Source organism: Saccharothrix hoggarensis (assembly GCF_052936025.1).
Genome location: NZ_CP193624.1, coordinates 5,124,504 through 5,143,945, shown reverse-complemented (window position 1 = coordinate 5,143,945; position 19,442 = coordinate 5,124,504). Strand labels below are relative to the sequence as shown.

22 protein-coding genes are annotated in these 19,442 nt (G+C 73.8%); 14 read left to right on the top strand and 8 right to left on the bottom strand.

Annotated elements, in window-relative coordinates; translation table 11 throughout:
* Positions 1–401: 401 nt before the first annotated feature.
* From ACRAKH_RS23030 to ACRAKH_RS23015, 4 genes are read left to right on the top strand one after another with little or no spacing between them, the layout of a single operon-like run.
* Positions 402–683, top strand: coding sequence for a metal-sensitive transcriptional regulator (locus ACRAKH_RS23030; protein WP_380729598.1), 282 nt, complete (start codon positions 402–404; stop codon positions 681–683).
* Between the two features lie 26 nt (positions 684–709).
* On the top strand, positions 710–916 hold the full coding sequence (locus tag ACRAKH_RS23025) for a heavy-metal-associated domain-containing protein (protein ID WP_380729600.1): 207 nt from the start codon (positions 710–712) through the stop codon (positions 914–916).
* Positions 917–974: 58 nt separating this feature from the next.
* Positions 975–1,958: a hypothetical protein gene (locus ACRAKH_RS23020; protein WP_380729602.1), complete on the top strand. Its 984-nt coding sequence runs from the start codon at positions 975–977 to the stop codon at positions 1,956–1,958.
* Positions 1,951–4,245: a heavy metal translocating P-type ATPase gene (locus ACRAKH_RS23015; protein ID WP_380729604.1), complete on the top strand. Its 2,295-nt coding sequence runs from the start codon at positions 1,951–1,953 to the stop codon at positions 4,243–4,245. The genes ACRAKH_RS23020 and ACRAKH_RS23015 overlap by 8 nt, the downstream gene beginning before the upstream one ends.
* A gap of 60 nt (positions 4,246–4,305) precedes the next feature.
* Here the strand turns inward: ACRAKH_RS23015 and ACRAKH_RS23010 are convergent, their stop codons facing one another.
* Together ACRAKH_RS23010 and ACRAKH_RS23005 are read right to left on the bottom strand one after the other, a co-directional pair.
* Positions 4,306–5,244: a M56 family metallopeptidase gene (locus ACRAKH_RS23010; RefSeq protein ID WP_447009271.1), complete on the bottom strand. Its 939-nt coding sequence runs from the start codon at positions 5,242–5,244 to the stop codon at positions 4,306–4,308.
* A complete protein-coding gene (locus ACRAKH_RS23005; protein WP_380726862.1) occupies positions 5,241–5,603 on the bottom strand; it encodes a BlaI/MecI/CopY family transcriptional regulator in 363 nt (120 codons plus the stop codon). Before ACRAKH_RS23005 ends, ACRAKH_RS23010 begins: the two co-directional genes overlap by 4 nt.
* A gap of 184 nt (positions 5,604–5,787) precedes the next feature.
* Between ACRAKH_RS23005 and ACRAKH_RS23000 the strand changes: the two genes are divergently transcribed.
* Together ACRAKH_RS23000 and ACRAKH_RS22995 are read left to right on the top strand one after the other, a co-directional pair.
* On the top strand, positions 5,788–7,194 hold the full coding sequence (locus tag ACRAKH_RS23000; protein WP_380726864.1) for an MFS transporter: 1,407 nt from the start codon (positions 5,788–5,790) through the stop codon (positions 7,192–7,194).
* Between the two features lie 170 nt (positions 7,195–7,364).
* Positions 7,365–7,583 carry a hypothetical protein gene (locus tag ACRAKH_RS22995; protein ID WP_380726866.1) on the top strand — a complete coding sequence of 73 codons (219 nt, stop codon included), beginning with the start codon at positions 7,365–7,367 and terminating at the stop codon, positions 7,581–7,583.
* A gap of 67 nt (positions 7,584–7,650) precedes the next feature.
* On the opposite strand, the gene ACRAKH_RS22990 is transcribed toward ACRAKH_RS22995, so the two are convergent.
* Complete coding sequence (locus tag ACRAKH_RS22990) at positions 7,651–8,193, bottom strand: hypothetical protein (protein WP_380726868.1); 543 nt, start codon at positions 8,191–8,193, stop codon at positions 7,651–7,653.
* Between the two features lie 244 nt (positions 8,194–8,437).
* Here ACRAKH_RS22990 and ACRAKH_RS22985 point away from each other — a divergent pair, with 244 nt between their 5' ends.
* The 3 genes from ACRAKH_RS22985 to ACRAKH_RS22975 all read left to right on the top strand — a co-directional run bounded on the left by ACRAKH_RS22985 (position 8,438) and on the right by ACRAKH_RS22975 (position 10,262).
* Entirely contained in the window at positions 8,438–9,022 is a 585-nt protein-coding gene (locus ACRAKH_RS22985) for a protein disulfide oxidoreductase (protein WP_380726870.1), read from the top strand.
* Positions 9,022–9,933: a cytochrome c biogenesis CcdA family protein gene (locus ACRAKH_RS22980; RefSeq protein WP_380726872.1), complete on the top strand. Its 912-nt coding sequence runs from the start codon at positions 9,022–9,024 to the stop codon at positions 9,931–9,933. Before ACRAKH_RS22985 ends, ACRAKH_RS22980 begins: the two co-directional genes overlap by 1 nt.
* 107 nt (positions 9,934–10,040) lie before the next feature.
* A complete protein-coding gene (locus tag ACRAKH_RS22975) occupies positions 10,041–10,262 on the top strand; it encodes a hypothetical protein (RefSeq protein WP_380726874.1) in 222 nt (73 codons plus the stop codon).
* Positions 10,263–10,414: 152 nt separating this feature from the next.
* Here ACRAKH_RS22975 and ACRAKH_RS22970 read toward each other — a convergent pair whose 3' ends face one another.
* Complete coding sequence (locus ACRAKH_RS22970) at positions 10,415–10,900, bottom strand: GNAT family N-acetyltransferase (protein ID WP_380726876.1); 486 nt, start codon at positions 10,898–10,900, stop codon at positions 10,415–10,417.
* A 297-nt stretch (positions 10,901–11,197) separates the two neighbouring features.
* Between ACRAKH_RS22970 and ACRAKH_RS22965 the strand changes: the two genes are divergently transcribed.
* Positions 11,198–12,160, top strand: a complete 963-nt coding sequence (locus ACRAKH_RS22965; protein WP_380726878.1) for a zinc metalloprotease — start codon at positions 11,198–11,200, stop codon at positions 12,158–12,160.
* A 164-nt stretch (positions 12,161–12,324) separates the two neighbouring features.
* Here the strand turns inward: ACRAKH_RS22965 and ACRAKH_RS22960 are convergent, their stop codons facing one another.
* Both ACRAKH_RS22960 and ACRAKH_RS22955 read right to left on the bottom strand, forming a co-directional pair.
* Positions 12,325–13,014: a YwaF family protein gene (locus tag ACRAKH_RS22960; protein ID WP_380726880.1), complete on the bottom strand. Its 690-nt coding sequence runs from the start codon at positions 13,012–13,014 to the stop codon at positions 12,325–12,327.
* A 40-nt stretch (positions 13,015–13,054) separates the two neighbouring features.
* Complete coding sequence (locus tag ACRAKH_RS22955) at positions 13,055–13,423, bottom strand: anti-sigma factor antagonist (RefSeq protein WP_380726882.1); 369 nt, start codon at positions 13,421–13,423, stop codon at positions 13,055–13,057.
* A gap of 147 nt (positions 13,424–13,570) precedes the next feature.
* Here ACRAKH_RS22955 and ACRAKH_RS22950 point away from each other — a divergent pair, with 147 nt between their 5' ends.
* From ACRAKH_RS22950 to ACRAKH_RS22940, 3 genes are read left to right on the top strand one after another with little or no spacing between them, the layout of a single operon-like run.
* Positions 13,571–14,479, top strand: coding sequence for a universal stress protein (locus ACRAKH_RS22950; RefSeq protein WP_380726884.1), 909 nt, complete (start codon positions 13,571–13,573; stop codon positions 14,477–14,479).
* Positions 14,480–14,495: 16 nt separating this feature from the next.
* Positions 14,496–14,642 carry a hypothetical protein gene (locus ACRAKH_RS22945; RefSeq protein WP_380726886.1) on the top strand — a complete coding sequence of 49 codons (147 nt, stop codon included), beginning with the start codon at positions 14,496–14,498 and terminating at the stop codon, positions 14,640–14,642.
* Between the two features lie 2 nt (positions 14,643–14,644).
* Complete coding sequence (locus ACRAKH_RS22940; protein WP_380726895.1) at positions 14,645–15,655, top strand: TerC/Alx family metal homeostasis membrane protein; 1,011 nt, start codon at positions 14,645–14,647, stop codon at positions 15,653–15,655.
* 80 nt (positions 15,656–15,735) lie between these two features.
* Here the strand turns inward: ACRAKH_RS22940 and ACRAKH_RS22935 are convergent, their stop codons facing one another.
* Entirely contained in the window at positions 15,736–16,518 is a 783-nt protein-coding gene (locus ACRAKH_RS22935) for an SDR family oxidoreductase (RefSeq protein ID WP_380726887.1), read from the bottom strand.
* A gap of 118 nt (positions 16,519–16,636) precedes the next feature.
* On the opposite strand from ACRAKH_RS22935, the gene ACRAKH_RS22930 reads away from it, so the two are divergent.
* Positions 16,637–18,442: a protein kinase domain-containing protein gene (locus tag ACRAKH_RS22930; RefSeq protein ID WP_447009270.1), complete on the top strand. Its 1,806-nt coding sequence runs from the start codon at positions 16,637–16,639 to the stop codon at positions 18,440–18,442.
* 18 nt (positions 18,443–18,460) lie between these two features.
* Here ACRAKH_RS22930 and ACRAKH_RS22925 read toward each other — a convergent pair whose 3' ends face one another.
* Positions 18,461–19,339: an alpha/beta fold hydrolase gene (locus ACRAKH_RS22925; RefSeq protein ID WP_380726891.1), complete on the bottom strand. Its 879-nt coding sequence runs from the start codon at positions 19,337–19,339 to the stop codon at positions 18,461–18,463.
* Positions 19,340–19,442: the final 103 nt, after the last annotated feature.

Here is a 19,442-nt window from a genome sequence, read left to right as displayed (position 1 = left end):
GGTGTCCCACCGCGCCCGCGAGCCGGTGCCGCGGCCGGCCGTCCGGGTGGCTCACCTGCGGTGACGTGGAAAGTGGTCGACTCGCGAAGCATGACGCCCCGCGAGTCGCACCGCCATCCTGCCGCACCGCGCGCCCGCCGGACCTGACGAACACCTGACGATCCGGCGTCCGACCGGTGGCGGGCAGGTCCGACGGTCATGCCGAAGTGCCGTTCGGCGCTCCCGGAGGCGGCGGCATACAGTACGGGGGTATGGTGCCGCGCCTGGCTCCACTCGGGAGTGGCGACGGTCACGTCGGACCGGCGGCGAGTTGACCCGGATACCCCCTGGGGGTATAAATGTCCTCGAAGGCGCCACCGTCGGAACGCACTGGACCGGCGAGCGGGCCGGAGGGAGTGGGCATGCGGGGTTACACATCGGACAAGGAAGCCTTCGTCAAGCGCTTGCGCCGGATCGAGGGGCAGGTCCGCGGTGTGCAGCGGATGGTGGAGGACGACGAGTACTGCATCGACGTCCTGACCCAGATCGCGGCGGCGACGAAGGCCCTGCAGGCGGTCTCCCTCGGACTGCTCGACGAGCACCTGAAGCACTGCGTGGCCGACGCGCTCGCACAGGGCGGCGAAGGCGCCGACGCCAAGGTCCGCGAGGCGAGCGAAGCCATCGCCCGCCTGGTGCGGTCCTGAACCGACACGACAACGAGGAGCACCCGATGGCCGAGTCCACTTTCACCGTCACCGGCATGACCTGCGGCCACTGCGTGGCGTCCGTGACCGAGGAGGTCACCAAGATCGAGGGCGTGACCGCCGTGGACGTCGACCTGCCGACCGGTGCGGTCAAGGTGACCAGCGCCGCCCCGGTCGCCGAGGCGGACGTCAAGGCCGCCGTCGAGGAAGCGGGCTACGCGCTCGCCGGCTGATCTGCCGACTCGGAGCCCGCCACGCGGCGGGCTCCACCAGTCCTGAGGACCTGAACCGATGAACACAGCAGCGAAGCTCTCCGCCTACGGTGCGGTGCTGGCCCTGGTCGCCGGTGGCGCCTGGGCCGCCGGGAGCGCTGTCGGTCCCCTGTCCGTCGAAACCGCCCCCGGCGGCCACGACGGGACGTCCGGCGCTGAGGGCGCCGGCCACGGGGACGACCACGGCGCCACCGTCGCGGAGGCCGCGGACCAGCCCGCCGGGCTGGCGTCGTCCAGGGGCGGGTACACCCTCACGCCCACCGACACGACGCTGACCACGGGACCCCACTCCTTCTCGTTCCGGATCACCGGCCCCGACGGGGCGGCGGTGACCGGGTTCGACGTCGAGCACGACAAGCGGATGCACCTGATCGTGGTGCGCCGCGACACCTCCGGCTACCGGCACCTCCACCCCGAGATGGCCGCCGACGGCACGTGGACCGCGCCCCTCGACCTCGCCGAGGCCGGCTCCTACCGGGTGTTCGCCGACTTCAAGCCGACCGGCGCCGAGGCGGCCACGCTGGGCGTCGACGTCGCCGCGGCCGGTCTGTTCGAGCCCCGGCGGCACGCGCCGTCGCGGGTCGCCGAGGTCGACGGATACCAGGTGCGCCTCGACGGCGACCTGACGCCGGGCAAGGCGTCGCCGGTGCGGCTGACCGTGAGCCGGGACGGCAAGCCGGTGACCGACCTCCAGCCGTACCTCGCGGCCTACGGCCACCTGGTCGCGCTGCGCGAGGGCGACCTCGCCTACCTGCACGTCCACCCCGAGGGCGCGCCCGGTGACGGCAGGACCGCGGCCGGCCCGGAGGTCGCGTTCGTGGCCGAGGTGCCGTCGGCCGGGAGCTACCGGCTGTTCCTCGACTTCCAGCACGACGGGGTCGTGCGCACGGCCGAGTTCACCGTCGACACCGCCGGCGCCGAACGGGCCACGCCCGCCCCCGGCACGCCGACCACGCCCGCCCCGGGCGGGCACGAGGAAGAGGACGGGCACGGTCATGGCTGACACGCAGATCGAACTGGCCATCACCGGCATGACGTGCGCGTCGTGCGCGGCCCGGATCGAGCGCAAGCTCAACAAGCTGGACGGCGTGACCGCGACCGTCAACTACGCGACCGAGAAGGCCCGCGTCACGTTCCCCGAGGACGTCGACCCGCGCACGCTCGTCGAGCAGGTGGAGGCCGCCGGCTACCAGGCCGCGCTGCCGGTCGTGAAGGCCGCCGAGGAGCCCGAGGCGCCCGCCGACGAAGACCCGACCCGCGCGCTGCGGCAGCGGTTGACCGTCTCCACCGCCCTCGCGGTGCCGGTGATCGCGCTGGCGATGGCGCCCGTGCTGCAGTTCACCTACTGGCAGTGGATCTCGCTGACGTTGGCGGCCCCGGTGCTGGTGTGGGGCGCGTGGCCGTTCCACCGGGCGGCGTGGGCGAACCTGCGGCACGGCGCGGCCACCATGGACACGCTGATCTCGATGGGCACGATCGCGGCGTTCGCCTGGTCGCTGTACGCGCTGCTGTTCGGCACCGCGGGCACGCCCGGCATGACGCACCCGTTCGAGCTGACCGTGCAGCGCACGGACGGTGCGGGCTCGATCTACCTCGAAGTGGCCGCCGGCGTCACGGTGTTCATCCTGGCCGGGCGCTACTTCGAGGCGCGGTCCAAGCGGCGGGCCGGGGCGGCGCTGCGGGCGTTGCTGGAGCTGGGCGCGAAGGACGTCGCCGTGCTGCGGGACGGCCGCGAGGTCCGCGTCCCGATCGCGGAGCTGGCCGTCGGCGACCGGTTCGCCGTGCGGCCGGGGGAGAAGATCGCCACCGACGGCGTGGTGGCGGAGGGCAGCTCGGCGGTCGACGCGAGCATGCTGACCGGCGAGTCCGTGCCGGTGGAGGTCGGCCCCGGCGACGCGGTGGTCGGCGCGACCGTCAACGCGGGCGGCCGGTTGGTCATCCGGGCGACGCGGGTCGGGTCGGACACGCAGCTGGCGCAGATGGCGCAGCTGGTCGAGGACGCGCAGAACGGCAAGGCCGAGGCGCAGCGGCTGGCGGACCGGATCTCGGCGGTGTTCGTGCCGGTCGTGATCGCGCTGTCGGTGGGCACGCTGGCGTTCTGGCTCGGCGCGGGCGGCGGCGTCTCGGCGGCGTTCACGGCGGCGGTCGCGGTGCTGATCATCGCCTGCCCGTGCGCCCTGGGCCTGGCCACGCCGACCGCGCTGCTCGTCGGCACGGGCCGCGGCGCCCAGCTCGGCATCCTGATCAAGGGCCCGGAGGTGCTGGAGTCGACCCGCCGGGTGGACACGGTGGTGCTGGACAAGACCGGCACCGTCACCTCGGGCCGGATGAGCCTGGTCGGCGTGCACGTCGCGGACGGCGTCGAGGAGGACGAGGTGCTGCGGCTGGCGGGCGCCTTGGAGCACGCCTCCGAGCACCCGATCGCCAAGGCGGTCGCGGCCGGCGCGGCCGAGCGGGTCGGCGACCTGCCCGAGGTCGAGGACTTCCAGAACCTGGAGGGCCTGGGCGTGCAGGGCGTGGTCGACGGCCACGCGCTGATCGTCGGCCGGGAGCGGCTGCTGGCCGAGTGGAGCGTCCGCCTGGGCGACGACCTGGCCGAGGCCAAGCGCGCCGCCGAGGAGAAGGGCCGCACCGCGGTCCTGGTCGCGTGGGACGGCGAGGCGCGGGCGGTGCTCGTGGTCGCGGACACCGTCAAGCCGACGTCCGCCGAGGCGATCCGGCAGCTGCGGGCGCTCGGCCTCACCCCGGTGCTGCTGACCGGCGACAACGAGGCGGCCGCGCGGGCCGTCGCCGCCGAGGTCGGCATCGACGAGGTGATCGCCGAGGTGCTGCCGAAGGACAAGGTCGACGTCGTCGCCCGCCTGCAGTCGGAGGGCAAGGTCGTGGCGATGGTCGGCGACGGCGTCAACGACGCCGCGGCGCTGGCCAAGGCCGACCTGGGCCTGGCGATGGGCACCGGCACGGACGCGGCGATCGAGGCGAGCGACCTGACGCTGGTGCGGGGCGACCTGCGGGCGGCGGTCGACGCGATCAGGCTGTCGCGGCGCACTCTGGCCACGATCAAGGGCAACCTGTTCTGGGCGTTCGCCTACAACGTCGCGGCCCTGCCCCTGGCCGCCGCGGGCCTGCTCAACCCGATGATCGCGGGCGCGGCGATGGCGTTCTCGTCGGTGTTCGTGGTGTCGAACAGCCTGCGGCTGCGTGGTTTCCGCAGCACCGCGACGTCGCCGGACCGCCCGGCGCGGTCGGCGGGGTCCGCTCGGGACAAGGTGCCGGCCGGGGTCGCCTGACCGGAACGCGCGGTGGCCCGGAGCCGGTCGGCTCCGGGCCGGCGCGCTGTCGGGCGTCGACTACGGGCAGGTCGTGGCGACCAGGGCCAGCAGGCCGCTGACCGCCGCGATCGGCGGCAGCGCCAACGTCGTCAGCCCGGCGAAGCCGCAGGTCGCGGCGGTGCGAGCACGTCCCGCGTGGTGGTCGGCGTGGCGGAGGTGGGCCAGCCTGACCTCGACCGCGTCCCGGCTCATGGCCGGCGCCGAGCCCGGCGCGTCGTGGCCGGTCACGGTGGTCAGCGCCGCCCGGACGGCCTCCGCCCCGCACGCCCGCGCGGCCGCCGCGTCCGCCGCCAGCTCGACCAGGTCGCGCACGGCGGCCGGCGTCCGCCGGAACAGCGGCAGGAACGGCAGCATCGCGGACAGCGCGTCGGCCGCCGTGACGACGAGGTGGTGCCGGCCGCTCAGGTGCGCCCGCTCGTGCACCAGCACCGCGTCGACCTGCGCGCCGGCCAGCGTGCGGTGCAGGCCCTCGGTCGCGACGACGACGCCGGGGTAGCCGGCCAGGCTGAACGCCATCGGCTCCTCGTGGTCGAGCCACAGCGTGGTCGGCCGACCCGGCTCGGACCGCGCCGCCGGCCGCAGCACGGCCAGGTGGTCGCGCCGTGCGCGCGCCCGCCGCCGGGCCGTCCGCGTGGCCATGACGGCGAGCCGCACCAGCAGCCCGGCCAGCATCAGCACGCCGACCACGCCGCTCAATGCCTCGGCCTCGGGCGTGAGGCCGTGCAGCAGCGCGTCGAAGCAGTCGGGGAAGCCGATGAACGCGTGCGCGCCGTGGTCGGGCAGGAGGAGCGCGGTGACCGCGAGACCGGCGGTGACCAGCACGCTGACGAGGGACGACAGCCACGCCACCAGCACCACGCGCGGGTGGGCGCCGGACGTCGCGAGGCGGCGCAGCCGGCCCGGCGCGACCCAGGCGACCAGCCCTGCCCCGAGCAGCAGCGCGACCGCGACGGTCACCCGCGGCGCGGCTTCCGGGGCAGCGCCTTGCGCAACAGCTCGGTCTCCCGGTCGGACGCGGACCGCGCGAAGTGCAGCAGCACGGCCTCCGGGTCGCCGGACGCGGCGAGCACGTCCCGCAGCGCCGCCGACGCGGCCTCGGCGCGGCTCATCGCCGGCTGGTACCGGTACGCCTTGCCCTCCAGCTCGCGCACCACCCACCCCTTGCGGTGCAGGTTGTCGAGGACCGTCATGACGGTGGTGTAGGCGAGCTGCTTGCCCGTGTCCAGCCGTTCCAGGACCTCGCGGACCTTCAGCGGTTCCGCCGTGCGCCACAGCACGTCCATCACCGCTGCTTCCAACTCGCCCAGTCCTCGCATGACGCCCCTTTCGGCGGGGCCCATGCTATCCGCAGGCGTCGGCGATCATGGTGAGCCACGTCACATTAATACCCCTAGGGGGTATGTTACGGTCGCTCTCACAAATACCCCCTTAGGGTATGGAAACCGCGATCGGAGCACCGATCGGACCGGCGCAGCCGCGCCGGAGACGGAAGGACCCGGCATGAACCCCGACCCTCGGCGCTGGTGGGCACTCGTCGTGCTCGCCGCGGCGCAGTTCATGGTCATCATGGACACCTCGATCATCGCCGTGGCGCTGCCGGACATGCAGCGCGACCTGGGTTTCACGCCCGGCGGGCTCCAGTGGGTGTTCAACGCCTACGCCGTCGCGCTGGGCGGTCTCCTGCTGCTCGGCGGCAGGCTCTCCGACCTCTGGGGCGCGCGCCGCGTGTTCGCGGCCGGCTGGACGACGCTCATCGTCGGCTCGGTGGTCGCCGCCGCGGCGACCGGTGCGGGCACGGAGGTCGTCGGGCGGGCCGTGCAGGGCGTCGGCGCGGCGCTCATCGCACCGGCCGCGATGACGTTGCTCATGGTCCTGTTCGCCGGTCAGCCGAACGAGCTGCCGAAGGCGATGGCGTTCTACGGCGCCGCGGCCCCGGCCGGCGGCACGGCGGGCGTGTTCCTCGGCGGCGTGATCACCGAGTGGCTGAGCTGGCCGTGGGTGTTCGTCATCTACCTCCCGATCGGCCTGCTCACGCTCGCGCTCACGCCGAAGCTGCTGCCCGCGGTCCCCGGCCGGCGCGGCGGGCTGGACGTCGGGGGAGCGGTCGCGGTGACCGGCGGCCTCGCGCTCGCCGTGTACGCCGTCGTGCAGGCGCCCGAGCGGGGCTGGACGTCGACCGCGACGCTCGTGCAGCTCGGCGCGGCCCTGGTCCTGCTGGCGGCGTTCGTGCTCCTGCAGCGCGTGGCCGGGAACCCGTTGATGCCGTTGCGGGTCTGGCGCGCGCCCGACCTGGCGGCGGCGAACGTCGCGATGGCGTTGCTGGGCGCGGCGTGGATCCCGATGTGGTACTTCCTCAACCTCTACGTGCAGCAGGTGCTCGGCTTCGACTCGTTCGCCAGCGGCGCGGCGCTGCTCCCGATGACCGCGCTGATGACGGTGCTGATGACCACGGTGACCGGTCGGCTCATCGGCCGCTTCGGCACCAAGCCGCTGATCGTCTCCGGCCTGGCCGTGCTGGCCGTCGGCCTCGGGCTGCTGGCCGCCGCCGACCCCGGCGGCAGCTTCCTGGCGGACGTCCTGCCCGGCTCGCTGATCTCGGCGGTCGGCATGGCGCTGGTCTTCATCCCGGCCACGCTGAGCGCGATCGGCGGCGTGGCGCCGGAGGAGGGCGGGCTCGCCTCCGGCATCGTGAACACCACGTACCAGATCGGCTCGGCGCTCGGGCTCGCCGCGATGACCGCGGTGGCGACGTCGCGGGGCGCGGACCGGCTGGGTGACGCGGTCGCGTTGACCGACGGCTACTCGGCGGCCTTCGCCGGCGCGGCCGTGGTCGCCCTGGTCGCGGCGGTCCTGGCGGCGGTCACCCTGCGCGGGCGGGTCGCCGAGCGGGTGCCCGCGGAGGTCTGACCCCTCGCCCGGCGAACGGGAAGGGCGCCAGTCGGCCCGTCACATACCCCTGGGAGGTATGCGACGGGCCGGTGTCAGTGGTGGCGCAGGTGCGGCAGCGCGCCCATCGACCACCTGGCGTCGGCGGCGGCGGACCCGTCGTCGCTCGGTCCCGCGTTCGACGGCTGCGCGTGCAGCTGCTCGCCGACGCGGTGGCGGCCCTGGTCGTCCTCGTCGCCGCCATCGCGCTCAGCGTCTACAAGCCGCAGGGCGTCACGCCGTTCGGGCGCGTGCGACGACTGTCCGGAGTGGACGCGCCCCGGCGTGACTCGCCGCGCCGACGTCGACTCGCGCTGCTCCGGAGCGGCGCGGGATCGGTCGGGCGGCTGGAGGTGGAGGCGTTCGGATGAGACCCGACGGGAGCGGGAGAGAGGGGGGACCGGTTGTGGCGACCGGTCCCCCCTTGGCACGTCGGCGTCAGCAGCCGCCGCAGTTGTAGTAGGTCACGTCCCAGTGGTTGCTCTCCAGGTAGTAGATGTTCCCGGAGCCGGACTGCCACTTGTTGCCGCCGATGTAGGTGAAGTTGCCCCGGATGTAGTTGCCGAGGCAGCTGTAGAGGCTGTAGTCGAGCTTGTAGCCGTTCCAGTGGCTGTAGGTGCCGCTGGCGTGGCCGGTCTCGGTGCCGCCGGTGATGTTCATGGCGCAGCCGCTGGCCCTCTTGAGGGTTTCCGCGCCCTGGACGGTGGTCAGGTTGATCTGCTCGAACGACGTGCAGGTGGAGTTGTAGCGGTTGCTGCAGTTGCCGCTGGACGACCAGGTGATGCCGGCGGCGCGGAACCGCGCCGCCGCCTCGGAGTGGGACAGCTTCGTCACCAGGGCCGTGACCGGGGTCTCGGCCGCGGGTTGGAAGGCGACGTCCTGGCCGGTGGCGGGAGCGGCCGAGGCCGTGGTCGCGCCGGTGATGCTCAGCAGTGCCACGGCGGCGGCCACGAGGGCGGCGCGGAATCGACCGGTACGCATGGGGGAACCGTCCTTTCGACGGGCAGCCCTCGTCGACCCGGGTTGCAGGGCGGGTGCGGGGGATGCGCGGCAGGGGTCGTCGGTCAGCTTAGGGGCCGGCAAGTCACGACACAGCGGCCAAGTAGGAGAATTCCTGACGAACAGGCCTGCGGCGCGGCACGGGTGTGGACGTCAGGGGTTCGTAATGCCCACGTGACGGCCGTTGCGGGAGGATCAAGCCCCGTACCCCTCGGAGGTGTAGTCGATGCTTCGGAAGTCCGCGCCCGTTGCCGCCCTGCTGGCCCTGCTGACCCTGGTGGCGAGCTGCGGGACGGCCATGCGTTCCGGCGGCGGCGCCCCGTCGTCCACGGCCGGCACGACGTCCGCGGCGCAGGCGACCACGGCGGCTCCGGGTTCCGGCGAACCCGCGCCGGCCGCACGGGTCGCCGAGCAGCTCAAGTTCACCGGCAAGACGATCGACGGGGCGGACCTCTCCGGGGAGGCTCTGGCGGGCAAGCCCGCCGTCCTGTGGTTCTGGGCGCCGTGGTGCCCGAACTGCCGACGCGAGGCGCCCGGCGTGTCGGCCACCGCCAAGGACAACCCCTCGGTCACGTTCCTCGGCGTCGCCGCGCTGGACGAGGTGCCCGCCATGCGCGAGTTCGTCGACCGGTACGACCTCGGCGGGTTCCGGCACCTCGCGGACACCGACACCGCCGTGTGGAAGCGGTTCGGCGTCACGGCCCAGCCCGCGTACGCGTTCGTCACCCGTGACGGCGAGGTGGACGTCGTGACGACCCAGCTGTCGGAGCGGGAGCTGCGCGACCGGGTCGCCGCCCTCTCGGGGTCGTGATGGCCGACGTCGTCCTGCTGGCGGCGTTGGCGGGCATGGTGGCGACGGTGAACCCGTGCGGGTTCGCCATGCTGCCCGCCTACCTCGCGCTGGTCGTCCACGGCGACGGAGGGCGGTCCGGCGGGGTCGGCGTCGGCGGGCGGTCCGGCGACGTAAGGCGGTCCGGCGGGGTCGGCCGGGCGCTGGCGGCGAGCGCCGTCATGACCGCCGGGTTCGTGGTGGTGTTCGGCGTCTTCGGCCTGGTCGTCGCGCCGGTCGCCGCGTCGGTGCAGCGCTACCTGCCGTTCGTCACCGTCGTCATCGGCGCGGCCCTGGTCGTCACCGGCGCGCTGCTCGTGGCCGGCCGGACCATGACGGTGCTCCTGCCCAAGCCGACGAAGGGCGCGCCGACCCGGCGGCTGGGTTCGATGTTCGGCTACGGCGTGGCCTACGCGACGGCGTCGCTGTCGTGCACCATCGGCCCGTTCCTCGCGGTCGTCGGCACGGCGCTGGGCGGCGCCGACGTGGTCGAGGGCGTCGTGGCGTTCCTCGCCTACGCGCTGGGCATGGGCCTGGTGGTCGGCGTGCTCGCCGTCGCCGCCACGATGGCCGACAACACGCTCGCCACGCGTGCCCGCGCGTTGCTGCCCCACGTCTCGCGGCTCGGTGGCGTGCTGCTGGTGCTGGTCGGCGCCTACGTGGCCTACTACGGCGTGTACGAGCTCCGGCTGTTCTTCGGCGACGCCGATCCCGCCGACCCCGTGATCGAAGCGGCGGGTGTCGTCCAGGGCGCGTTGGTGGAGGCGCTGACGGCGATCGGGCCGTGGCCCCTGCTCGCCGTGGCGGTGCTGCTGGTCGTGCCGGGCGTGGTGCTCGCGCGCCGCAGGGCTCGGCGTCGCGAAACCTTCCGCGACAACGCTTCCCGCGGCTGACCGCGCCCCTCGTCCGCAACGTCCTCCGGGTAGTCCCTACCAATCTACTATTCAACCTCGTAGGGTGCGCGCGCGGGTTCGGCGACCTGTCGGTGCACGAGGTGGCGATGGACCCCGACGACGGCGAGACGGCATACCTGTCGTACTACACGGCCGGGCTGCGCGTCGTGGAGTACGACCGCGACGGCATGCGCGAGGTCGGCGCGTTCATCGACGAGGGCGGCGACAACTTCTGGGGCGTCGAGGTGTGGAAGGACGAGAACGGGGAGAAGTACGTGCCGGCCGGCGATCGCGACCGCGGCCTGTACGTGTTCCGCTTCACCGGCTGAGCGCCTTCACCACCTGAACGGCGGCAACGCCTGAACTGCAACACCTGAACGGCTGCAACACCTGAACCGCTGAACGGCTCGGTGGCGGGACCGGCGATCCGCCGCCGATCTCGCCACCGGGTCGGGCCTGCCGACCGCGTCACGCCCGGCACTCAGGCCACGGGGCGCTCGAAGACCAGCTCCAGCCCGTCCTCCTCGTCCCACTGCTCGCCGACCTCGGCGAACCCGAACCCGGCGATCGTCGCGAGCGACGCCGCGTTGTCTGGCGCGATGGTCGCCCGCACGGTCCGCACGTCCGGTTCGGCGGCGGCCCGGCGCAGCAGTTCCGCCAGCGCCGCCCTGGCGTACCCGCGCCGGCGGAACGCGGGGTCGACGGAGTAGCCGACCTCGACCATGCCGTCGGCGTCGGGCGGACCGTGGAACCCGGCGTGCCCGACGACCGCGTCGCCGTCCACCAGGGCGAGCCGCGCCATCCACCGGGCGCCGGCGGGGTCGGCCGCGATCTGGACCAGCCGGTACCGCCACAGCCACCGCGCCCGGTCGGTCAGGAAGTACCCGGTCAGCGGCACCTCGGCCGCCGTCAGGTCACCGTCGACCAGGGCGGCCATGACCCGGCCGTCGAGCTCGATGAAACGCACGTCCTCCGCTGTCACCGGGCGCACTCTGCGGTGAGCACCGGCCCGCTGTCCACCGGGTTTCGCCGCGAGACGCGATTCACCCCCGATCCGCGCCCGTCGCCGACCGCGTGGTAGCAGCCGTTTCCCGGACGGGCAAGCGACGAAAGTCGGGCCTTTCGTCAACGGTGCGTCAAGTGAACCGGTCAACGTCACGAATGCGGCAGGATTCGAATCGCGGCCTATTCCTCCCGTTCTCGTTGGGCCATCATTCCGCGGGGCGCGAAAGGCCCCGTCCCCACCCTGCACGGAGGACTCCGCATGCTCGAAACCCACCACCACCGGCGTCGCGCGACCCTGCTCGCCGGCGCGCTCGCCCTCGGCGCGCTCACCGTCCTGGGCCCGACCGCGGACGGCAGCACGTCCGCCGTGGCGCAGCGCTCGATCGAGTGCGTCGACACCTCGTCCGCCGCCCGCGCCAAGCCCGGCGCCCAGGGCCAGGAGCGCAACGAGATCAGCCAGGCCGAAGCCGAGCGGATGAACCGCGACCTGCGCGAACGCGTCGCCGCCGCGAAGGCCGAGGGCCGCTTCCAGGCCGCCGCGGGCGGCACGATCCCCGTCGTGTTCCACGTCGTGACCGGCACGGGCGGCGTCGGCGCGATGACCGACGCGACGGTCGCGCAGCAGGTGCGCGTGCTCAACGAGGGCTTCGCGGGCGCCGAGGCCCCCGGCGTGGCCGCCGACACCGGTTTCACGTTCGTCCTGCAGGAGACCAAGCGCTGGTCGAACAACACCTGGTTCACCGGCACGGACAAGGCGCGCGTCGAGAAGCAGATGAAGTCGGCGACCCGCGTGGGCGGCGCGAGCACCCTCAACGTGTGGTCGGTCGACATCAACGGCCTCGGCTTCGCCACCTTCCCGAGCTGGTACGCCCGCGACCCGCTGCTGGACGGCGTGGTGATCGACTACTCCAGCGTCCCCGGTGGCAGCGCCGTGAACTTCAACCTCGGCAAGACGCTGACCCACGAGGTCGGCCACTGGATGGGCCTCTGGCACACGTTCCAGGGCGGCTGCACGGCGACCAACGACGAGGTGGCCGACACCCCCGCGCAGTCCGGCTCCACGTCGGGCTGTCCGGAGGGCCGCGACTCCTGCTCGCTGCCGGGCCTCGACCCCATCCACAACTACATGGACTATTCCTACGACGACTGCTACAACCAGTTCACGCCGGGCCAGAACACCCGCATGCAGGACGCGTGGATCGCGTACCGCAGCGGTAGGTGAGCATTGACCGGACCCCCCGTTCCGCCCCGGTGGAATGCGGGGTCCGTCATTTTCGCCCGTTTCCGACGGTGTTCGCGAGCCCATTGTCGAAGGCGACCCGGCCGAGCGCGTCGACGTCCTGCCGCCAGGTGGTCTTCGGCGTGCCGCGGTGTCCCGGTGCTCGCTCATGCGGTCCGGGTCCTCGTCCACGGCCACGTCATCAACGCCCACACGCCGAGCACGGCCGCCGCCTCGGGCACGAGGTACCACGGCCAGTCGCCGAGCAGGTCCAGCACGGACGCGGTCGCCGGTTTCCGGTTCAGGTAGCCGTAGTTGGACCCCAGAACCACGTTCAGGGCGAACACCGCCGCCGCCCACGTGACGGTGACCAGCACGGCCAGCCGGTAGTCACGCCAGCCGGGCCGCCGGCGCAGGCCCCAGGTCAGGTAGACCGCCGCCCAGACGACGAACAGGTGCGTGGCCCAGAACAGCAGGAACCCGACGTCCGGGAAGTCGACCCGCAACACCGGCGTGACGAGCGCCTGCACGCTCAACGTCAGACCCCAGTAGTACGTGAGCGCGAACGCCCACCGGCTGCCCGACCACAACGCCCACGCGGCGACCGGCCCCGCCAGGTCCGACAGCTGCAGCGGCAGCGAGGACCGGACGTCCCAGCGCGGCGGCAGCATCAGGTAGACGTGGATGCCGACCTGGAGGCCCAGCACGACCGCCGCGAACGCGCGCGGGAACCGGCGTGAGCGCTGCCGCCGGCCGACCACCACCACCGTCGCGGCGCCCGCCGCGAACAGCCCGAGCACCACCCAGTGCGACGGCCCGTACGCGGTGAACCCGTGGTCGACCGACAACGACACCACGCGGTCGGGCTACCCCGCGGCACGTCCGCTACCCGCCGGCTCAGCCGGCCGCGGGCGCGAGCACGTCGGCGAGCGTCGGCCGCACGGTGAGCACCCGGTCCACCTCGGTGAGCCGCAACGGCCGCACGACCGCCCGCTGGGCGGCCACCACGGCGAACTCCACGCCGTCGGCGGCGGCACGGCGGTGCGCGTCGAGGAGCAGCCCGATGCCGAGCGAGCCGAGGACCGTCACCCCGGTCAGGTCCGCGACCAGCATCCGGGGTCGGCGGTCCAGCTGGTCGTCCAGCTCCTCGCGCAGGAGGTCGACGCCGAGCGCGTCGACCTCGCCGGTGACCCTGGTGACGGGGAGCCCGTCCACCTCGGTGGTCTCGACGGCGATGTCCTCGCCCCACCACTGCCGATCGGTCATGAGCGACGCCTCTCCGGTGGACCCGCGGCTGCCTTCATGGCGTCGTCGCGCGACCGCCCGGCGTTACGCCCGGACCGGCGCGCGGGTTACCCCGGCGTCCGCGACGGGTACCCGCCCGGTGTCCTGCCACCGCGCGGAGGTGACGTGATGCCCAGCCCCGGGGACGACGGCCACGGGATGGTCGTGGCCGGTTTCGACGGCTCCGACCAGGCACGATCGGCCGCGCTGTGGGCCGCCCGCGAGGCACGTGGCCGCGACGTCCCGCTGCTGCTCGTGGACGTGCTGCGCGGACCCGTCCCGGACCTCGCCTTCACCCCGATGGCCGTGCCGCTGCCCGAGGCCGTGAGCGAGGAGGCCGTCCGCCGGTACGCCGAGGACGAGCTGGCGGTGGTCGCCGCCGACTGCACCCGGCTGTGCCCGGGGCTGGACGTGCGCACGGCGCTGGAGTACGGCCACCCGGCCGACGCCCTGGGCCGCGTCGCCCGTGGGGCGGACGTGCTGGTCCTGGGCTCGTCCGGCCGTTCCCGGCTGTCCCGGGCGCTGCTCGGCTCGACCACCGCCGACCTGGTGGCCAACCACCGCCGTCCCGTCGTGGTGGCCCGCGGCGACGGCTCCGAGGACGGCCCCGTGGTCGTCGGCGTGGACGGGTCGGAGACGAGCGACCTGGCCGCGGGCTACGCGTTCGAGCACGCCGAGCGCCACGGCCGCGACCTGCTCGCCGTGCACGCCTGGGCCGACCTGCCCGTGGAGGCGCTGGCGCCGCTGCGGGAGCGGGACGCCAACCGGCGGCAGGTGGAGGAGGAGTCCGAGGCGTTGATCGGGCGGTGCCTGGCGGGCCACCAGCAGGACCACCCGGACGTCCGGGTGCGCCGCGCCGTGGCCCTCGACGGCCCCTCGCACGCGTTGCTGGAGCACGCGAAAGACGCCTCGCTGCTCGTCGTGGGCAGCCACGGCCGCGGCGCGGTCCGCCGGGCTCTGCTCGGCTCCGTCAGCCACGCCGTGCTCTACCACGCCCCGTGCTCGGTGGCCGTCGTGCACCGCAACGAGAACGCCTGACCCGAGGAGGGACACCGTGACCGCGCCGCAGAGGGCACGACAGCCCGACCCGTCCGACCCCGTCACCCCCGAACCCGTGCCGCGCCGCCCGGAGCCGCCCGGACCCGAACCCGTGCCGCCGAAGCCCATGCCGCCGCCCACGCCGCCGACGTCGGCCCGGTGACCGTGCTCGACATCAGCGGTCTCACCTGGGCGCTCACCATCGGCCTGGTCCTCGCGCTGCTCGCGGTGGACTTGGTGCAGGCCGTCGCGCGCCCGCACCGGGTCGGCATCCGCGAGGCGACGGCGTGGTCGGTGTTCTACGTGCTCGTCGCCGTCCTGTTCGGCGTGTGGTTCACGCTGAGCCACGGCGGCGACTACGGCACCGAGTACTTCGTCGGGTACCTGGTGGAGAAGAGCCTGTCCGTCGACAACCTCTTCGTGTTCGTGATCATCATGTCGACGTTCGCCGTGCCCGAGGCGCACCAGCACAAGGTCCTGACGTTCGGCATCGTGCTGGCGCTGGCCCTGCGCGCGGTGTTCATCGCGCTCGGCGCGACGCTGCTGTCGCTGTTCTCGGTGGTGTTCCTCGCGTTCGGCCTGCTGCTCATCTACACGGCCGTGCAGCTGTTCCGGCACCGCGACGAGAGCCCGGACGTCGAGGACAACGTCGTGGTGAAGACCGCGCGCCGGGTCCTGCCGGTGACCGACGACTACTCGGGCGGCAAGCTGTTCACCCGCGACGGCGGGCGGCGGGTCGTGACGCCGCTGTTCGTGGTGCTGCTCGCGATCGGCAGCATCGACGTGCTGTTCGCGCTCGACTCGATCCCGGCGGTCTTCGGCATCACCGCCGAGCCGTACATCGTGTTCGTGGCCAACGCGTTCGCGCTGCTGGGGTTGCGCGCGCTGTTCTTCCTGGTGAAGGGCCTGCTGGACCGGCTGGTGTACCTGTCGACGGGGTTGTCGGTGATCCTGGCGTTCATCGGCGTGAAGCTGATCCTGCACTGGGCGCACACCGACGTGGACGAGCGCGTGCCCGAGGTGCCGACGCTGCTCAGCCTGGCGGTGATCGTCGTGGTGCTGCTGGTGGTGACGGTCGCGAGCCTGGTCAAGACGCGGCGCGACCCGTCCGCGAAGGCCCACCCCGGCTCGCTGCGCGCCCACCGTGCCCGGACCGAGCGGAGCGAGGCGCAGTAGGCCACCCCGCTCGCCGCCGGGCACGGTCGCTCACCGCCGGGCACGGTCGGGCACGGTCGCTCGCCGTCGCGCGCGGTCGGTCAGGGCCGGTAGGAGGTGGCGGACGGGTCCGGGTGCGCGGCCAGGTAGTCCTCGAACGTCACCGTGCCGTCCGCGTGGTCGGGGGCCAGGTGGCCGCCCGCGCGGTAGGCGCGGAACGTCCGGCCGGGCAGGCGGACCGGCAGCAGCGGACGTCGCCGTCCCGTGGCCCGGAGGAACGCCCCGGCCAGGTCGCGCGCCGACCTGACCCGCGGGCCGCCGAGGTCGGCGACCCGACCCCGCGGCTCACCGAGGGCAAGGTCCGCGAGGCGGTCCGCCACCTCGCCCGCGTCGACCGGCTGGAACGGGACCGCGGGCACCGGCATGACCGGCGACCTGGCGGCCGAGGCGAACAGCGCGCGCAGCAGGTCGTGGAACTGCGTGGCCCGCAGGATGGTGTGCGGCGCGCCCGACTCCTCCACCACCCGTTCGGCGGCGAGTTTGCCCTGGTAGTAGGGGAGGGGCACGCGGTCGACGCCGACGATGGACACGTACACCAGATGAGCGCAGGCACGCCGTGCCGCCTCGGCCATCGTGCGCGCGAGCACCGGCTCGACCTGCCTCCCGAACGCGGTCGCGCAGTGCACGACGGTCGTGACACCGCTCATGGCCTCCGCGACACCGTCACCCGACCGAAGGTCCGCGATCACCCACTCGTGTCGCCCGACCCACGTGCGATGGCCGCGGCTCACCACCCGGACGTCGCGTCCGTCGCGCACCAGCCGCTCGACCACCTCGCGTCCGAGCAGGCCCGTGCCGCCGGTCACCAGGACGCGCTCGTTCATGGACCCGATCCTTCCCGCTCCGCGTCCCCACAGTGTCCGGCGCTCCGGCGCCCGCCCGCCCGGCGGAACTTCGGGAAGCGGTCTTGCGGACGCTGTGGCTCCACTAGCCTCTGCCGCCGTGACCAAGGTCGGGAACCGCTACACCACGCTCGAACAGCTCGGCAGTGGTGCGATGGGCGTGGTGTGGCGTGCGCACGACGAGGTGCTGCAGCGCGAGGTCGCGGTCAAGCAGCTCCTGCTGCCCGGCCTGGGCGCGGCGGAGGTGGACGAGGCGTGCCGGCGGGCCATGCGCGAGGCGCGGATCGCGGCGCGGCTCCAGCACCCGAACGCGATCGGCGTGTTCGACGTCGTCATCGAGGACGGCAAGCCGTGCCTGGTGATGGAGTACCTGCCGTCCCGCAGCCTGTCGGCGGTCCTGGCCGAGGACGGACCCCTGCCGCCCGCCGAGGCCGCCCGGATCGGCGGTCGCATCGCCGCCGCCCTGGCCGCCGCCCACCAGGCGGGCGTGGTGCACCGGGACATCAAGCCCGGCAACGTCCTGATCGGGCACCACGGAGTCGTGAAGATCACGGACTTCGGGATCTCGCGGGCGGTCGGCGACGTCACCGTCACCCGGACGGGGATGCTCGCGGGCACGTTGGCCTACCTCGCGCCCGAACTCGCGCGCGGAGCCGACCCGAGCCCGGCGGCGGACGTGTTCTCCCTGGGCGCGACGCTCTACGCCGTGGTGGAGGGCACGCCCCCGTTCGGCCCGTCGGAGAACGACCTCGGCATGCTCCACCGCATCGCCAGTGGGCGGATCGTGCCGCCCACCCGGTCCGGCCCGCTCACGCCGCTGCTCGTGCGACTGCTAGCCGACGACCCGTCCGCCCGGCCCACCGCCGAGGCCGCGACCTGGCAGCTGGCCGAACTGGCCGGGCCGACCCGCACCGCACCGACCCCGCCGGGCGGCAACCCGGCCGCGATGTCACCGGCTCCCACCCCGCCCAGCGGCACCCCACCGACCGCGCCCGGCGGCACCCCGCAGCTCCGCACCTCACCGACCCCGCCTGGCGACACCTCACAGGCCCGGACCTCACCCACCCCGCCTGGCGGCACCCCGCAGCTCCGCACCTCACCGACCCCGCCTGGCGGCAACCCGCCGATCCGGACGTCCCCGACGTCCACCCCTTCCGGCGGGATGCCGGCCCGGACGTCGCCGACCCCGCCGGCCAGCCGGCCGCGGACCAGGGCCATGCCACCCGCCCAGCCGCGCCAGGCCCCACCTCCCGCACGCACGGCCCTGGCGCCCGTGCCCACGTCCGGACCGCCCACCGCCGGCTCCCCTCCACCCACCGGCAACGGTCGGCGGTGGGTCGTGCCCGCGGTCGCGGCGGCGGTGGCGGTGGCCATCGCGACCACCGTGGTGATCCTGTCCCTGCCCGACACCGACCAGCGGACGGCGGCGGGCGCGTCCGACTCGGCCCGCACGTCGAACCCCGCCGTCACGTCCGAGGCGGTCCCGACCTCGAACGCGACGGACGTGCCCTACCCGAACGACCCCGACGACCCGACCGAGACGGCCGAGACGACGTGGACGGAGGAGCCCGAAGCGTCGCCGTCGACGGAACTGCCCGGCACGGCGGAGGTGAGCGCGTTCGCGCTGCACCACTTCGCGAACCTCCCCCAGGACCCGGCGACGGCACGGCAGAACTGGGCTCCGGAGAACCGCCCGACCGAGTGGGACGACGACCAGTTCTGGGGCGGGTACACGTCGCTGGAGGTCGTCGACGGGCCGGAGGTCACCGCGAACGGCGCCACGTACACCGTCCACGTCTCCCTCGCGCTCACGCCCAGCGACGGCGAGCCGTCCACCGAGGACTACGTCATGGTCGTCATCGCCAGGGAGGACCGGCTCCTGGTCGTCGACCTGTCCGCGGCGTGAGCCCGTCAGCCCGCGACCTCACCGGGCGAGCAGGTCACGCAGGGCTTTGACGACGTCGGCGGGCGCCTCCTCGGCCATGAAGTGACCGCACGACACCGTCCGGTGCACGAGGTCGGGCGCCCAGTCCCGCCAGCGGGCGGCGGCGTCGAACCCGAGGGCCGCGCCCCAGTCCTGTTGCAGCACGGTCACCGGCATCCGCAGCCGGTTGCCGGCCTCCCGGTCGGCGCGGTCGTGGTCGACGTCGACGGTGGCCGAGGCGCGGTAGTCGGCGACGATCGACGGGACGGCCTCGCGTGACGCCCGCAGGTAGGCGGCGCGCACGTCGTCCGGGATCGTGTCGCGGTCGCCGCCCCACAGGTCGAGGAAGTGGCCGAAGAACGCGTCCGCCGATGCACTGATCATCGCCTCGGGCAGGCCGGGCGGCTGGGCCATCAGGTAGAGGTGGAAGGCGACGGCGGCGGACGTGCCGTGCAGCACGTCCCACATGTCCAGCGTGGGCAGGACGTCCAGCGACGCCAGGTGCGTGACCGCGTCCGGGTGGTCGAGGCCCGCGCGGATCGCGACCAGCCCGCCCCGGTCGTGCCCGGCCAGCGCGAAGCGGTCGTGGCCGAGCGCGCGGGCGAGGGCGACGACGTCCGCCGCCATGGTCCGCTTCGAGTACGCCTGCCCGTCGGTGTCGGCCGGCTTGTCGCTGTCGCCGTACCCGCGCAGGTCGGGGCAGATGACGGTGTGGTCGGCGGCCAGGTCGGCCGCGACGTGCCGCCACATGAGGTGGGTCTGCGGGAAGCCGTGCAGCAGCACGACCGGACTGCCCGAGCCGCCCACGGCGACGTTGAGGGCGACGCCGTCGGCGACGGTGACCCGGCGTTCGGTGAACGAGGGGATCTTCGGTGACATCGGTGCTCCTTGCCCGTTGGTGAGTCCACTGTCGACGTCACCGATCAGCACCCGGTCAGCGCTCGATCAGCGGTGGTCGGGGACGGTCGGCTACGTTGTCGGC

Coding starts and splice junctions, on each gene's coding strand:
- ACRAKH_RS23030 (WP_380729598.1), top strand. CDS start 402: ATGCGGGGTTACACATCGGACAAGGAAGCCTTCGTCAAGCGCTTGCGC.
- ACRAKH_RS23025 (WP_380729600.1), top strand. CDS start 710: ATGGCCGAGTCCACTTTCACCGTCACCGGCATGACCTGCGGCCACTGC.
- ACRAKH_RS23020 (WP_380729602.1), top strand. CDS start 975: ATGAACACAGCAGCGAAGCTCTCCGCCTACGGTGCGGTGCTGGCCCTG.
- ACRAKH_RS23015 (WP_380729604.1), top strand. CDS start 1,951: ATGGCTGACACGCAGATCGAACTGGCCATCACCGGCATGACGTGCGCG.
- ACRAKH_RS23005 (WP_380726862.1), bottom strand. CDS start 5,603: ATGCGAGGACTGGGCGAGTTGGAAGCAGCGGTGATGGACGTGCTGTGG.
- ACRAKH_RS23000 (WP_380726864.1), top strand. CDS start 5,788: ATGAACCCCGACCCTCGGCGCTGGTGGGCACTCGTCGTGCTCGCCGCG.
- ACRAKH_RS22990 (WP_380726868.1), bottom strand. CDS start 8,193: ATGCGTACCGGTCGATTCCGCGCCGCCCTCGTGGCCGCCGCCGTGGCA.
- ACRAKH_RS22985 (WP_380726870.1), top strand. CDS start 8,438: ATGCTTCGGAAGTCCGCGCCCGTTGCCGCCCTGCTGGCCCTGCTGACC.
- ACRAKH_RS22980 (WP_380726872.1), top strand. CDS start 9,022: ATGGCCGACGTCGTCCTGCTGGCGGCGTTGGCGGGCATGGTGGCGACG.
- ACRAKH_RS22975 (WP_380726874.1), top strand. CDS start 10,041: ATGGACCCCGACGACGGCGAGACGGCATACCTGTCGTACTACACGGCC.
- ACRAKH_RS22965 (WP_380726878.1), top strand. CDS start 11,198: ATGCTCGAAACCCACCACCACCGGCGTCGCGCGACCCTGCTCGCCGGC.
- ACRAKH_RS22955 (WP_380726882.1), bottom strand. CDS start 13,423: ATGACCGATCGGCAGTGGTGGGGCGAGGACATCGCCGTCGAGACCACC.
- ACRAKH_RS22950 (WP_380726884.1), top strand. CDS start 13,571: ATGCCCAGCCCCGGGGACGACGGCCACGGGATGGTCGTGGCCGGTTTC.
- ACRAKH_RS22935 (WP_380726887.1), bottom strand. CDS start 16,518: ATGAACGAGCGCGTCCTGGTGACCGGCGGCACGGGCCTGCTCGGACGC.
- ACRAKH_RS22925 (WP_380726891.1), bottom strand. CDS start 19,339: ATGTCACCGAAGATCCCCTCGTTCACCGAACGCCGGGTCACCGTCGCC.